The 13,755-nt window shown below is 41.8% G+C and carries 14 protein-coding genes and 1 pseudogene; all 15 read right to left on the bottom strand.

The features are described from left to right. Positions 1–148: 148 nt before the first annotated feature. The 15 genes and pseudogenes from ACLNCP_RS04050 to ndk all read right to left on the bottom strand — a co-directional run bounded on the left by ACLNCP_RS04050 (position 149) and on the right by ndk (position 13,520). Positions 149–1,432 (bottom strand): ABC transporter substrate-binding protein, encoded by a 1,284-nt coding sequence (locus ACLNCP_RS04050; RefSeq protein WP_049501831.1) that lies wholly within the window; start codon positions 1,430–1,432, stop codon positions 149–151. Beyond that, positions 1,429–2,112: a response regulator transcription factor gene (locus ACLNCP_RS04045; protein ID WP_004256751.1), complete on the bottom strand. Its 684-nt coding sequence runs from the start codon at positions 2,110–2,112 to the stop codon at positions 1,429–1,431. The genes ACLNCP_RS04050 and ACLNCP_RS04045 overlap by 4 nt, the downstream gene beginning before the upstream one ends. After that, a complete protein-coding gene (locus ACLNCP_RS04040) occupies positions 2,105–3,421 on the bottom strand; it encodes a sensor histidine kinase (RefSeq protein WP_125454389.1) in 1,317 nt (438 codons plus the stop codon). Before ACLNCP_RS04040 ends, ACLNCP_RS04045 begins: the two co-directional genes overlap by 8 nt. Next, positions 3,421–4,407 (bottom strand): substrate-binding domain-containing protein, encoded by a 987-nt coding sequence (locus ACLNCP_RS04035; protein WP_004256744.1) that lies wholly within the window; start codon positions 4,405–4,407, stop codon positions 3,421–3,423. The genes ACLNCP_RS04040 and ACLNCP_RS04035 overlap by 1 nt, the downstream gene beginning before the upstream one ends. 299 nt (positions 4,408–4,706) lie before the next feature. Continuing rightward, positions 4,707–4,781 (bottom strand): annotated as a pseudogene (locus tag ACLNCP_RS04030) (ABC transporter ATP-binding protein); the annotation flags it as partial. After that, a complete protein-coding gene (locus tag ACLNCP_RS04025; RefSeq protein WP_004256742.1) occupies positions 4,777–5,247 on the bottom strand; it encodes a MarR family winged helix-turn-helix transcriptional regulator in 471 nt (156 codons plus the stop codon). The pseudogene ACLNCP_RS04030 and the gene ACLNCP_RS04025, both read right to left, overlap by 5 nt. 127 nt (positions 5,248–5,374) lie before the next feature. Beyond that, positions 5,375–6,091, bottom strand: a complete 717-nt coding sequence (locus tag ACLNCP_RS04020; RefSeq protein ID WP_000532882.1) for a YebC/PmpR family DNA-binding transcriptional regulator — start codon at positions 6,089–6,091, stop codon at positions 5,375–5,377. A gap of 96 nt (positions 6,092–6,187) precedes the next feature. Then, positions 6,188–7,558 carry an MATE family efflux transporter gene (locus ACLNCP_RS04015; protein WP_261022466.1) on the bottom strand — a complete coding sequence of 457 codons (1,371 nt, stop codon included), beginning with the start codon at positions 7,556–7,558 and terminating at the stop codon, positions 6,188–6,190. A gap of 114 nt (positions 7,559–7,672) precedes the next feature. Then, positions 7,673–8,827, bottom strand: a complete 1,155-nt coding sequence (gene recA / locus ACLNCP_RS04010) for a recombinase RecA (protein WP_261022468.1) — start codon at positions 8,825–8,827, stop codon at positions 7,673–7,675. Between the two features lie 54 nt (positions 8,828–8,881). Then, positions 8,882–10,138 carry a competence/damage-inducible protein A gene (locus ACLNCP_RS04005; RefSeq protein ID WP_261022469.1) on the bottom strand — a complete coding sequence of 419 codons (1,257 nt, stop codon included), beginning with the start codon at positions 10,136–10,138 and terminating at the stop codon, positions 8,882–8,884. Between the two features lie 88 nt (positions 10,139–10,226). Next, entirely contained in the window at positions 10,227–11,279 is a 1,053-nt protein-coding gene (gene lytR / locus ACLNCP_RS04000; protein ID WP_060627458.1) for a glycopolymer--peptidoglycan transferase LytR, read from the bottom strand. Positions 11,280–11,286: 7 nt separating this feature from the next. Further along, positions 11,287–11,805, bottom strand: coding sequence for an N-acetyltransferase family protein (locus ACLNCP_RS03995; RefSeq protein ID WP_424844060.1), 519 nt, complete (start codon positions 11,803–11,805; stop codon positions 11,287–11,289). Next, positions 11,795–12,238, bottom strand: a complete 444-nt coding sequence (tsaE, locus tag ACLNCP_RS03990; RefSeq protein ID WP_153199811.1) for a tRNA (adenosine(37)-N6)-threonylcarbamoyltransferase complex ATPase subunit type 1 TsaE — start codon at positions 12,236–12,238, stop codon at positions 11,795–11,797. The genes ACLNCP_RS03995 and tsaE overlap by 11 nt, the downstream gene beginning before the upstream one ends. Before the next feature lie 96 nt (positions 12,239–12,334). Continuing rightward, a complete protein-coding gene (locus tag ACLNCP_RS03985) occupies positions 12,335–12,967 on the bottom strand; it encodes a competence protein (protein WP_424844059.1) in 633 nt (210 codons plus the stop codon). 130 nt (positions 12,968–13,097) lie between these two features. Beyond that, on the bottom strand, positions 13,098–13,520 hold the full coding sequence (gene ndk, locus ACLNCP_RS03980; protein ID WP_060628748.1) for a nucleoside-diphosphate kinase: 423 nt from the start codon (positions 13,518–13,520) through the stop codon (positions 13,098–13,100). Positions 13,521–13,755 lie beyond the last annotated feature (235 nt).

Here is a 13,755-nt window from a genome sequence, read left to right as displayed (position 1 = left end):
TTATTGTACAAGTTTTGGAATCGGTTTCATATTGTCAAATGTCACTTTGCCCAGATGACATTTGTCAGGAAACATATGACATTTGTCATATTTGTCTAGTCAGCTGTACCTTTCCTGCTCCTTTCAGAGCAAACAAAAAGAAAGCAGATTATTTTCCGCTTTCTATTTCTCTTTGAATGCTCGGCAAGGCACTGTCAATCTCTTGATTCTGCATAGCATTTTGAATCAGATAGTCCATCCGGTCCATGGTATGACGGTCTACTTCTAGACTGATGTCAATGATGGAGCGATTCATCATGTGGTCTAGCCTCTCAGAAGTCAAGGAATCCAAGCCAAAATCATCTGCCTGTAAGATTTCTCTAGCCTGTTGACTTTTCACCACAGATGGTAAGACTGAGGTCCCCTGCGATTTTTCAAACAAGGCCTGCTGGCTTTCTTTATCCTGTGACAGCAAGAGCATAAATTCCCAAGCCAGCTTCTCTTGCTTGGTATTGGAAGACATGGCAAAGAGCGAGGTCTTGACCTGTGTCCCCATCACCTGGCTATTAGCTGTTGGCATGGGGATACAGGTCCAAGAAAAGCTAGAATACTTGGCAACATGGTAAGGGTAAGGCTTGTAGGTCCGATACTGGGCCAGACTCATAGGATAGAAAGCCACCCGTCCCTCATCAAAGTCATTAGAAGTCACCTTATAGTGCTGGCTGAGCATATCTAGCTTGCTCATAAAGGCCAAGGCTTGGTGCATCTCTGCGCTGTCCACAGTGATACCGGATTTATCGGTAAGATGGCCGCCGTAAGCTACCAGAGCCTGCTGCCAAGTGTAATCCGTTATACCGTACTGATCCACCACACCATCGCCATTGGTATCCTTGGTTACTTTCTTGCAAATCTCATAGAAATCCGCCAGGGTCCATCCTGACTCAGGAATGCTAATTCCTTCTTTTTCAAGCAGGTCTTTATTGACACACATCATGATAGGATTGCTCTCAACTGGAAGGGCATAGCTGACTCCCTGATATTGCCCAGCTTCATAAGCCACTGGATAAAAAGCCTTTCGCTTATCATCCGTTAGGAGGGGATCCAAGGATTTAAGCGCGCCAGTCGAAGCCAACATGCTAAAGTCGTTTTCTGGCACCATAAAGAGATCTGGTTGCTCGCCTTTCAAGACTTGCTCTGCCAGCCAGTCAGCATAATCATCCTTGGGAATACCGCTTTCGTAAACGACCTTGACAGGAGGATGCGTCTTTTCAAATCTTTTAATCAGGCTGTCCAAGACCTTGTTTTCGCGACTGTTAGGCACATCCCAGCTAGAACCAGCATAGACCCCGATACGCAGGACTTTGTCCTGAGCTGAAGCCCAAAATACAAAAGCCAGAGCAACAGATATAATCAGGACAACCAGCAGGGACAAATTTCTCAATCTCCACTTCATTTGTCGCCTTCCTTACTAAAATCTCTCTGGGTGACTCCAGTCTGTACGGCCCAGATAGCCAGTTGGGTCCGGTCACGCAGGTTGAGCTTGGCTAGGATACCCGATAGATAATTACGGACTGTCCCTTCTGATAGAAAGAGTTTGGCTGCAATTTCCTTATTAGAAATCCCAAAGCTAATCTGCTGGATAATCTTCCACTCCGTCCGGTTCATGTCCTCCACATTTTCCTCTGTCACTGTGATGGCAAAGTTGGACTGGGCCATCTGTGAAAAGATTTTGAAGACCTTGGTGGCAATATTGGGATTGATCATAGCTCCGCCTCGATAGACTGTCTGAATAGCTTCATGAAGTTCTTCTGTCGAAACCCCTTTAAGAATATAACCAGATGCACCGTATTTGAGAGCTGAGAAGATAAATTCATCATCGTCAAAGGTCGTCAGGATGATAATCTTGACATCTGGATACTGCTCCTTGACAGCCTTGGTACAGAGAACACCATCCATGACTGGCATGCGAATATCCATCAAAATCACATCTGGGCGCACCCGATGAAGCTTTTCCAGCACTTCCTTGCCGTCTCCGACCGTCCCGACTACCTCAATATCTGCGTGGGCAGACAGAATGATTTGCAGAGACTCGCGAATCAAGGCCTGATCGTCTGCTATTAAAACCTTAATCATGTCTTCCTCCTATTTTTGGAATTTTGATATGCGTGTAGAAACCGTCCCGATTTTCAAAGCGGACGCTTCCGCCAATAATCATTAGGCGCTCCTGCATCTGCTTGAGGCCATAGCCATAGTGGAGTTCATCAAAGCCAACACCATCATCCTGAATGGTCATTACATAAGCTTCTTCTTCCTCTAGTAGCTCAATCCAGATAGTCTTGGCATGACCATGGCGGACAGAGTTGGTAATCGACTCCTGGATCACCCGGAAGACAATGTCTTCCTTGGCAATATCCAAGTCAATATTATCCCATTTGTAGAGGAGATGAATCTCCAAGTTGGAGATGGCTTCATACTCACGGATAATCTTAATCAGAGCTTCCTTCAAAGTGTTATTTTCCAGAGCTCCCGGGCGCATCTTATTGAGCGAGCCGCGGACATCACGGATACCATCTCGAACAACGACAGAGACATTATTAAGCTGCTCCTTAGCTCGGTTGGTGTCAATATCAACCAAGACCTTGACCGCATCAATACCAGCTGAAATACCCGTCAGGGCATGACCTAATGTATCGTGAATCTCTCTGGCAATCCGCTTCCGCTCTCGATCTTCTGCTATTTTCTCAGACAAAGCCAGGTAAGAGTTCAGCTCGCGATTGGCTTGAAAAGCCATGCGAAGCTCTTCCTCAATACGATGGCGCTCCGTAATAGCCGACAAGATATAGAATAGCAAGGAAATCATAAAGACGACAATATTAAGCGAGTAGAGAAAGTTCTTGCCAAATAAGAGCAAAAAGCGTACAGACTCAGGATAAAAACGAATATAGGTATCCAAAGACGGCAGCTTGATAAAGAGCGACATGAGGTTATAGTTGGACAAGAGCAGCATGCCAAAGCTCAAAATAATGAAAGAAAACCAGTACTTCTTGTCCTTGGAAGCATTGAACTCCTTAGAGCCATAGAAAATATCCGCAAACACCAAGAGAATCAAGCCATTGTAGGACGAGTGCAAGACGGAAAAGATGACCAGCATGAGCAGGATTTCAATAATGGTCGCCTTGTCATAGACGGACAGCTGATTGGGGTGGCGCTCCCGATAGTACATGACTAAAAGCAGACAGGCATACAGGCTAATGGATACCCAGAAGATTAGGCTAGGAGAGCCCGGAATGGCATCCAAACGCTCCAAAAGCGAGTGACTGAAGCCCTTAGCCGCTACATAGTTGGTCACAAAGAGATAGATGGATGCATTATAGACAATGGCAAACAGATTGATGACCATTAAGGCGATTTTGCTATAAAAGATACTTTTTTGAGGTCTCATTATTGCCACCCTGTAACTGTGTATTGACTGATATTATCTCTATTAACCAGATGAACAGGAATCAGGTATTGGCTGTCGTAGGATTTCCCCTCCTGCATCAGCTCAATTACCTGTGCCACCTTGCGTCCCATCTGAATGGGCGATTGGGCCACGGTTCCCTCTATATCGCTAGTCGTAGCCAAAAAGTTTTTGATATCAGGCGATCCATCCACGCCGTAGATGGAGATTTTCTTATCAAGACCTTGATTTTTAATAGCAGCCAAGGCCCCGATAGCTGCCCGATCATTGAGCGCCATGACTACATTAAAGTCCAATCCTTCGTCTAAGGCACTTTTTACTTGCGGCATGCTTTCCTCTGTCTGGCCTAGTGTTTCTTTCTGGGAAATAATCTTGTAGCTAGGCTGTTTTTCAATCGTATCAATAAATCCCTGAATCCGGTCCATAGCAGAGACGGCATTGCGGTGCTCTAGAAGGAGAATATTAGCAGAAGGCAAGCGCTTCATCATGTCCTGGGCAATCAGGACGCCTGCTTGGTAGTTATCCGACACAATAGTCGTATCCACTTTTACATCCTGACTGATAGGCGCATCCACTACGATGATTTTAATCCCAGCTTTCTTGGCCTTTTGAAGAGAGGAAATGATACTTGGACTATTACTTTTTACCGGATTGATAACAATGACATCAACCTTTTCTCGGACAAAAAAGTCAATCTGCTGGCTCTGCTTGCCCTCACCCAGCTCAGGATCCCGCACGTAAAGCCGGCTGCCCTGCTGGTTGGTTTTCTTCTCCAGCTCCGCATTTAAGATCTTATAAAAATCATTATTCATGGTCATGTAGGTTGCCCCAATCTTGACCTGCTTCTCATCTGGCAGAACGCCCTTGAAATAAACAAAAAACAAAGCAAAAATAAGCAGAATGGAAAGTGGCCAGAGAGCCTTCTTCTGATAATGCTGACCCCGTTTTTTGACGTTAGCTGCTACCATTTTTCACCCCCTATGCCGTAAGCGCCTTTATGAAACATATAGGATTATTATATTACAAAACCGCCAAAAAGCAAAATCTTTCCAAAATGATTATCATAAAAAAGGCGCGACAGAATCTAAAAATTCATTGATTTTTGATTCTTGGTCCCACCTCGGCAATCATAATTAAACTTTTAAAAGCTTGAGAGAAATAGAATTCAGTCAAACAGATCTTGCATCTTACAAAACTGAATGCTGATTTTTTAGAGCTAGGTCATTTCCCAGCCCTTACTTCTTTTTTAAAATGGAAGTTCCTCTTCTTCCAACTCTAGATAAACCGAAAAGCAGGTAAAGAGAATGGCTAGTAAAATCACACCCCATTCTTTTCCACTAATTCATTTGGCTAATTTCTTCATTCTCTCCTCCTATCTTCTGAACATTTTCTTGCAACTGACCGAGAACCTTTTCAAAGATTGCCAAGTCTGACTTTGAAACACCATTTAGCAGACTCTGATCAATTCGTTCAAAGAAGGCCTTAACCTGCTGCATTTGAGAACGCGATTTGTCCGTCAAACGAACAAACTTAGCCCGCTTATCGACAGGACTCGCCTCCAGCTCCACCAAACTATTTTGCACCATACGCTTGACCAAGTTACTAGCAACAGACTTGCTAATATTGAGTTCTTGTTCAATATCCTTGATGAGCGTTAATTCTTGTTCATGCTCACGCCAACCTAAAAAACGCAGAACTTGTCCTTGAGGTACACCCATAAATTCAATACCACAACGTTTGGCTTCCTTTTGTACCATCAGATGTACCTGGTGTCCAAAACGTTTTAAAACCAACATCGGTTTATCCATACTTACTCCTTTCTAATCATTGCATTTAGTTCTCCTAGGAACTAAATAAATTTCCGTGAGAACTATTTTCTTGATTAAAAAAATCCCAAGTGATTTTCTCACTTAGGATCATATTTTCTATGTTAAATTAGAAGCCGTCTACGTTTGTGTAGATTTTTTGTACATCTTCGTCGTCTTCAAGGACGCTATAAAGTTTTTCAAAAGTTTCAAGGTCATCGCCTGACAATTCCACTTCAGACTGAGGAATCATTTCCAATTCAGTCACTTGGAATTCTTCGATACCTGACTCACGAAGAGCGACGATAGCCTTGTGAAGGTCAGTTGGTGCTGTATAAACAGTGATTGTTCCTTCTTCTGCTTCTACATCGTCCACATCCACATCTGCTTCTAGCAATTGCTCAAAGACTGCATCCGCATCTTCGCCAGCAAATACGATAACACCCTTGTTGTCGAAGAGGTATGAAACCGAACCTGAAGCACCCATGTTTCCGCCATTTTTACCAAAAGCTGCACGGACATTGGCTGCTGTACGGTTAACGTTAGAAGTCAAAGTATCAACAATCAACATAGAACCATTTGGTCCAAAACCTTCGTAACGTCCTTCTGTAAAGGTTTCGTCTGTGTTTCCTTTAGCCTTATCCAAAGCTTTATCGATAACGTGTTTTGGCACTTGGGCTTGTTTAGCACGGTCGATAACGAATTTCAAAGCTGAGTTTGATTCTGGATCTGGATCACCTTTTTTAGCTGCTACATAGATTTCTACACCAAATTTTGCATATACTTTAGAGTTAGCTCCATCTTTAGCCGTTTTCTTGGCTACGATATTGGCCCATTTACGTCCCATTAGGAATCTCCTTTTTTCACATTTTAATCTTTCTTATTATAACACAAGTTTTTTCGATTTTCACTAGAGGAAATGGATTTTATTCAGCAAATCGAGCTATGATGACACTTTTGTTGCCAAGATGGCCTTGCCTTCTTTTATCAAAGGATGACGGAACAGTGAAAAGTACAGTTGAATGGTCATAGCAACCCAGATAAGGGGTTCACAAAGGATAACACCCTTATAGCCTGCCCAAGGAATAATAAAGACCACAAAAGCGATTTTCCCGATTAGTTCAATAAAGCTGGAAACCAGAGGAAGGACCTTTTGCCCCAAGCCCTGCAAGCAATTGCGATAAATCAACAAGAAACTCAAAATAGGATAAAAGGCTGAGCTGATTTGCAGATAGAGACTACCATTTTCTACCAAGTAACCATCCGTTGAACTGGCCAAGAAGGAAACTAAGGCTGGACTGGCAAAAAAGAGGAAGATACAAACAAAAACTGCCCAGGACATACTCAAACGACTGCCGATTCGAAGTCCTTGAACAATACGGTCTGGTCGCTTGGCCCCAAGATTCTGCGAAGCAAAAGTTGTCATCGAGGCAGAAATAGCGGTCATAGGAAGAAGGGCGAAGGCCATAATGCGTCGAGCTGCCGTCTGGGCACTGATAATTACGGCACCAAAGGTATTAACAGAAGACTGTAAAATCACACTACCAATGGACACAATTGAACTCATCAAGCCCATAGCCAAACCTTGCTCCAAGAGATCGGCGTATAAGGCCTTGTCCCATTTGAAATGCTTGAGTTGAGGGAGTAGCTCAGGCACACTCTTACGGATATAATAAAAGCAAAGAACCGCTGATAAACCCTGCGAAATGATGGTAGCAAGTCCCGCCGATTGAACTCCAAGATGCAATTGCGTAATGAAATAGAGATCCAGAACCACATTAACCAGAGCAGAGAAAATCAGAAAACCAAGCGCAGCCAGACTGTCTCCAATAGACCGCAACAAACCTGCAAAGAGATTATAGGCAAAGCTGACACCGACACAGGTCACAATCATAGAAATATATTGATAGGACTGGGGAAGAATTTCTTCAGGAGTATCTAGGTATTGCAAGAGAGGATACAAACCAAGAAAGCCCAGCAGCATAACTACAATACTCAAAAGAGCACCTAAAATCCAAGTGGTTGCTACTGCCTCCTTGATTTTAGTGAAATTCCGAGCTCCATAATAGCGGGCAATGACAATTCCCATGCCATTGCCAACACCAAGAGTAAAACCTACAATCAGGTCAAAAATCGCTGTCGTCGCTCCTACTGCAGCCAAGGATTCTTGACCAAGAAATCGCCCAACAATCAAGACATCAGCAGTGTTATAGAGTTGCTGAAAGATATTAGACAGCAAGATTGGGAAGGCAAAACTCACAAGCGAGGGAAGAATAGGACCATGAATCAGGTCCACTGTTCGTTTTTTATTCATAAGGCTATTATATCAGCTTTCTAGAAGAGCGACAAGAAACAGCAAACTATAGATGTTCTGAGATCTTGAACAAAGAATCGAAAAAGCAGTGGATTTCTCCACTACTTTGACAGCTTATTCTTCAATTTCGATTTCAAGTTCGTCGCCTAGGTCAAGTGTAACTTCTTCATTCACAGAGTCTACTTGAGCTGCTTCATCTTTTTTGCTTTCAGCAGCTTCTTCTCCATCAATCAAACCAAATTGAACACGAACTTGATGGTCAATTTCATCAAAGATTTCTGGGTTATCTGACAAGTATTTCTTAGCATTTTCAGAACCTTGCCCGATTTTCTCATCCTTGTAAGAGTACCAAGCTCCTGCTTTTTTGATGATATCCAAATCGCTTGCAATCTTCAAAAGCTCACCAGTCTTAGAAATCCCTTCTCCGTACATGATTTCAACGAAGGCTTCCTTAAACGGTGGAGCCACCTTATTTTTCACGACCTTGATTTTAGTTTCTTTACCGACATTGGTATCTTTTTGGTCACCAGTTCCCTTGATTTGTGTGCTTCCACGAACATCCAAACGGACTGATGCGTAGAATTTCAGAGCACGTCCACCAGGAGTTGTTTCTGGATTTCCAAACATCACCCCAACTTTTTCACGCAATTGGTTGATAAAGATGGCAATTGTTTTGGTTTTATTGATAGAAGCACCGAGCTTACGCATAGCCTGGCTCATCATACGAGCCTGCAAACCAACGTGGCTATCACCGATATCTCCATCAATTTCCGCACGAGGTACAAGGGCCGCAACTGAGTCAACTACGACAAGGTCAACTGCACCTGAGTCAATCAATTTTCCTGCAATCTCAAGACCTTGCTCTCCTGAGTCTGGTTGAGACAAGAGCAATTCGTCAATGTTAACACCAAGGGCCGCAGCATAAGCTGGATCGAGTGCATGTTCCGCATCGATAAAGGCTGCAATCCCACCTTCTTTTTGCGCTTGTGCAACTGCATGAAGGGCAACTGTTGTCTTACCAGATGACTCTGGCCCATAGATTTCAATGATACGTCCCTTAGGATAACCACCTGAACCAAGGGCAATATCAAGAGCCAAAGAACCTGAACTCATCACTTGCACCTTTTGCTCAGCACGTTCACCCAAACGCATGATTGATCCTTTACCAAAGTCTTTCTCAATCAGTTTAAGAGCGTCATTCAAGGCTTTTTCACGTTCAGCCCCGAATTTTTTTGAAATTTCATCTAATTTTTTTGGTTTTTTCGCCATTCTATTCTCCTACATTCTAATGGTCCTCAGACCTATCTACTATTATATCAAAAGTTAGTCACTTAATAAAGCCTTGCGAACTAGGTTAAAGGCATGCATAACAGCAATGTGACGTACATCTGCTCGACTTCTGCCTCCAATATTAACCTTGATGACCTCAGTTCCATGCTCTTGAGCCAAGCCTATGAAGACTGTCCCAGCTGGGTGCCCTTCTAGGCTATCTGGACCTGCCACTCCAGTCAAACTAAGGCCAAAATCAGACTGGGTCTTGATTCGTGCCTGCTCAGCCATCTTCTGAGCTGTAAATTCAGACACCACACCATGTTCTTCCAAATCCTTGGCAGGAATATCCAACATCTTTGATTTTTCCTCCAAACTATAGGTTACAAAACCACCCTTAAATATATTTGAAGCACCCGAAAAATCAGCTACAGTAGCTTGGAAAAGACCAGCCGTCAAACTCTCAGCAGCCGTGATGGTTTTCCCTTGTTTTTTCAGTTCTTCTACCACAATGCTAGCTAAACTGGACTCTTCCCCATAACCATAACAAAGGTCTCGTAAAGAAAGGCCTTCAAAGGTCTGGCGACCTAAGATTTGATTTTCCAAATCAGCTAATGCTTGATTCGCCTCTTCTTGACTGCTAGCCTTTGTTGACAGACGCAGAGTGACTTCTCCTGTCTTAGCATAAGGTGCCAAGGTAGGATCGGTTTGATTATCAATCAAATCAGACAAAATCGTAACCAACTGACTTTCGCCAATCCCAAAGAAACGAAGAACTCGGGAATATAGCTTACTCCCTGTTATCAACTTAGGTAAAAGTTGGTTTAAAACCATGGGTTTCAATTCACTTGGTGGACCTGGAAGGACAACGTAGGTCACTCCATCGATTTCCAATATTCCTCCCACAGCCAGTCCTGTTTCATTCGGTAGTGGAGTCGCCCCTTCTACAAGTTGAGCTTGTCTTTCGTTATTCGGTGTTCGGGCATAGTCTGGTCGCTGGGCAAAAAAGACATCCAACTTCTCCTGAGCCTGAGGATCGAAGACTAATTCTTTCCCTAAAAATTTAGCCAGAGTTTGTTTGGTCAAATCGTCCTCAGTTGGCCCTAAACCACCTGTCAAAATCACCAGACTACTACGTTGACTGGCAATCTCAAGCAAAGACAAGAGACGAGCTTCATTGTCTCCTACAGCCGTCTGAAAATAAACATCTACTCCAATCTCTGCTAGTTTTTCCGACAAAAACTGAGCATTGGTATTGACAATCTGTCCTGTCAAAATTTCTGTTCCAACAGCAATGATTTCTGCTTTCATGTTTCCTCCTACCTATCTATTCGTATTTTTTTGAAAAAATCGCAGGAAATTTCCCACGATTAATTTTTTATTTGTATTAAAAAACGAACTATTCTACTTCATTTGTTACAAAGACACCTTGTTGTTGATTCTCCCCATCACCAACAGGCACCCGTCCAAACAAATCTTCAAATAAGACAACATTTGTTTCCAGCTGAGTGACTTCTTCTTGTCCTAAAGAACGTCGCAATATATTCTGCATTTCCAACATATGCTCTCTCGAAACAATCTGGTAAGAAATACCTTGCAACATCTCTCCCTCACCCTTCAACTGTTGTGATTCAATGGTTTTAAATGAATCTTTATAGCCCAACAAGCTTGGAATACTTTTTGCAGATAAATCAATGTTGGTTTGCATATTAGTACTTAGGGCTTTTAAAATAGATTGGTAGTGACTGACACTATTCAAACTAAGAACTTTTTCGACAACCTTTTGAATAACTTCACGTTGTCTCTTTTGACGACCATAGTCTCCTTCAGGATCCTGATAGCGCATACGGGAATAAACAAGGGCTTCTTCTCCATTTATTGTCTGCTCTCCAACACCAATAGAAATGGTGTTAAATTCTTCTTGGTCACTGATAGAAATTGGGAAACCTAGTGTATTATTAACCGTAATCCCCCCCACTGCATCTACCAATTGTTGCAATCCTTGCATATTAACCATAATGTAGCGATCGATATGGATATTCATCATCTTTTGAATGGTTGAAATAGCTAACTCTGCACCACCACCAGCATAGGCAGCGTTTAACTTCGCTTCCTCAATCTGGCCATCTTTATGCTGAATTTTAGTCAGGATATCACGTTCCAAACTCAACATCATGGTCTTTTTCGTGTGCGGATTAACTGTCAAAAGAATCATGGAATCACTATTTCCCTCCCAAGGGTCCGTTCGTTCCACGTTTCCAGTATCAACCCCCATCAAAAGAATCGTTAATGGTTCAGTCGCCTCAATAACATTGGTTTCTTCTCCAATTTTTTTATAGGTTTTTGATAAGGTTTGTGTACCTTGCTGATAAATAGTATAAGCAAAAACACCCACACCCAAAACCGTCACAGCTAGAAAAGCTAGCACCATTCCAATAATTTTTTTAACCATATTTCTATTAATCTATCAGCCTACCCATCAGGTAAACATCGATAAATTCCCCTTCTTCTATGTACGCACCGCGCTCTTGTCTACCTTCAATGACAAAGCCATGTTTTTGATATAGATAAACTGCAGCTTGATTACGAGTTTGGACAGTGAGTTGAAGTCGACGAAGAATGCCACTAGCCTGTGCCCATTCTACGACTTCTTCAAGTAACAAACTTCCCAGTCCATTATTCCAATACTTCTGACCAATCACAATAAAGAGATCTCCAATATGACGAACTCTCTTGCGTTGATCAGCTGTGATATTTACAAGACCAGCAATTTCATCATTCAGCAAGGCCAGTAAAGTAATTTGATTTTCTGAATGAGCCTGTTTATCCAAAAACAACTCCATCTCAGTATCTGTCATCAAAATGCCATTCCTGTCCAGACTGGTAAAATCTGTTTCTACACTGACACGATTTAAAAATGTCACTAATTCAGCCGCATCACTAGGTTCTGCTTCTCTAATGAGCAATTCATACTCCATGTTGAAGCTCCTCTAAGAGTTTTTCTGCACGCAAACCCTTTGCTTGGAAATGTAATCTGCGACCGTCTTCTTCTTTTAGAATTTCCAATTCTAAATAAGTATCTGGCAAGGCATCACCTAAAAGATGTCCCCACTCGATGACAGTTACCCCACCACCAAAGAGAAACTCATCCAAATCAATAGAATCCGCATCTCCCTCAATACGATAAACATCTAGGTGGTAAAGCGGAAGACGACCTTCATACTCTCTTACGATAGTGTAGGTTGGACTCTTAATCATCTGAGAAATCTGTAATCCCCTAGCAAGACCTTTTGTAAAGGTCGTTTTGCCTGCTCCAAGTTCGCCAGTTAAAATTAAAACATCATTCTTTTCTAATAAATAGCCCAAACGTTCACCTAAGGACTGTAACTCTTCTTCGTTTTTAGTGTACATGTTTCTATTATACCAAAAAGTTGTTCTTTGTCGAGATATTATCTGTGAATTTCATATTATGAATTGTAAAAACTTCGGTCAGTTCTTGTTTTGATTTTAAAATAGAAACAGTAAAAAGACAACTAATAAGATATCTCTCATCAAATGGCTGTAAAACGAAACTTCCCAGCGAATGACTTTTGGCACCAACAGTCCTAGAAATAGCATTCCTAAGGTAATATAAAAGGTCATGGATAATAGCATCCAAGGATTTCTGAGAAAGATTAGAATAGCTAGTCCACTAATAAAACAGATTTCCTTCTTACCCAAAATCTTTTTCAATCCATTTACATACTTCTGAATCGGTAGAAAAACTAACAAATCAATACCAAATAAGAAAAAGAAACTTGGTAGAAAGGCTTCCACAAACCCTTCTACGGATGTATTTCCTGCAAGGATATGGTCTATGACAATTAAAGCTAAACCCAAAATGTTTACTAAGAGCAAGAGACTATACAAGAATTGTTGCTTATCTTCCTTAAAAACTGAATAAGATTGATTTCGCTGTCCACTATAGTAGTTTAGCCCTGCACCAATACTGGCAAGGAGCAACATGCCAACTAAATAATAGAAGCAGTTTTGATTTAACATCAAAGCCCAAGTCGATAAACTTAAACAAGAACAGCTACTAAGACCAAAAAACGTCAGCAATAACAAAACACGAATTTGCTTTTTCATTTTTTCCATCATTCTTCCTCCCTTACTTGCTCTTATTATAAGCTAGAAATTCTCATCATTGCTAGAATATTTCTCAACTGTCAGTTTTCTACTCTAAAATGCAAAAAAGTTTGATGCAAGTAACCCTTACATCAAACTTTTACTACTTTCCGTCAAACCAAAGAGCAATTTCTCGCTTAGCTGACTCTTCTGAATCTGAACCATGTACAACATTTTGGATAGGTTGATTTTCACTAGCAGCTTTTGCAAAATCACCTCGAATCGTTCCTGGTAAAGCTTCTTCTGGACGAGTCGCACCCATCATAGTCCGCCAAGTTTCGATTACTTTGGGACCAGAAATGATACCTACAAGAACCGGTCCTGAAGTCATAAATTCACGAATCGGTGGGTAAAAACCTTGACCAACCAAGTCCTGATAGTGCTGGTCAATTAACTCTTCTGAAATCTTTGAACGCAACTCCAATTTTTCGATTGTCAATCCACGTTGTTCGATGCGTTTCAACACCTCACCCACTAATCCTCTTTTTACACCATCTGGTTTAATGATAAAAAATGTTTGTTCCATACTTGTCTCCTTTGTCAGCTTCTTTCTTTTATACTCTTCGAAAATCTCTTCAAACCACGTCAACGTCGCCTTGCCGTAGGTATGGTTACTGACTTCGTCAGTTCTATCCACAACCTCAAAGCAGTGCTTTGAGCAACCTGCGGCTAGTTTCCTAGTTTGCTCTTTGATTTTCATTGAGTATTATTTTACCACATTTCATGGAAAAATGGAGAAAGTTTTCAGAAAAATGAGAGAC

The organism is Streptococcus sp. CL6.35 (assembly GCF_049737915.1).
Lineage (GTDB): Bacteria > Bacillota > Bacilli > Lactobacillales > Streptococcaceae > Streptococcus.
Note: the sequence above shows the minus strand (reverse complement) of the source record. Positions and strands in the feature narration are given on the sequence as shown.

What these genes read in the sequence shown, in the direction of transcription:
- ACLNCP_RS04050 (WP_049501831.1), bottom strand. Translation starts at nt 1,432, where the DNA reads ATGAAGTGGAGATTGAGAAATTTGTCCCTGCTGGTTGTCCTGATTATA.
- ACLNCP_RS04045 (WP_004256751.1), bottom strand. Translation starts at nt 2,112, where the DNA reads ATGATTAAGGTTTTAATAGCAGACGATCAGGCCTTGATTCGCGAGTCT.
- ACLNCP_RS04040 (WP_125454389.1), bottom strand. Translation starts at nt 3,421, where the DNA reads ATGAGACCTCAAAAAAGTATCTTTTATAGCAAAATCGCCTTAATGGTC.
- ACLNCP_RS04035 (WP_004256744.1), bottom strand. Translation starts at nt 4,407, where the DNA reads ATGGTAGCAGCTAACGTCAAAAAACGGGGTCAGCATTATCAGAAGAAG.
- ACLNCP_RS04025 (WP_004256742.1), bottom strand. Translation starts at nt 5,247, where the DNA reads ATGGATAAACCGATGTTGGTTTTAAAACGTTTTGGACACCAGGTACAT.
- ACLNCP_RS04020 (WP_000532882.1), bottom strand. Translation starts at nt 6,091, where the DNA reads ATGGGACGTAAATGGGCCAATATCGTAGCCAAGAAAACGGCTAAAGAT.
- ACLNCP_RS04015 (WP_261022466.1), bottom strand. Translation starts at nt 7,558, where the DNA reads ATGAATAAAAAACGAACAGTGGACCTGATTCATGGTCCTATTCTTCCC.
- recA (WP_261022468.1), bottom strand. Translation starts at nt 8,827, where the DNA reads ATGGCGAAAAAACCAAAAAAATTAGATGAAATTTCAAAAAAATTCGGG.
- ACLNCP_RS04005 (WP_261022469.1), bottom strand. Translation starts at nt 10,138, where the DNA reads ATGAAAGCAGAAATCATTGCTGTTGGAACAGAAATTTTGACAGGACAG.
- lytR (WP_060627458.1), bottom strand. Translation starts at nt 11,279, where the DNA reads ATGGTTAAAAAAATTATTGGAATGGTGCTAGCTTTTCTAGCTGTGACG.
- ACLNCP_RS03995 (WP_424844060.1), bottom strand. Translation starts at nt 11,805, where the DNA reads ATGGAGTATGAATTGCTCATTAGAGAAGCAGAACCTAGTGATGCGGCT.
- tsaE (WP_153199811.1), bottom strand. Translation starts at nt 12,238, where the DNA reads ATGTACACTAAAAACGAAGAAGAGTTACAGTCCTTAGGTGAACGTTTG.
- ACLNCP_RS03985 (WP_424844059.1), bottom strand. Translation starts at nt 12,967, where the DNA reads ATGATGGAAAAAATGAAAAAGCAAATTCGTGTTTTGTTATTGCTGACG.
- ndk (WP_060628748.1), bottom strand. Translation starts at nt 13,520, where the DNA reads ATGGAACAAACATTTTTTATCATTAAACCAGATGGTGTAAAAAGAGGA.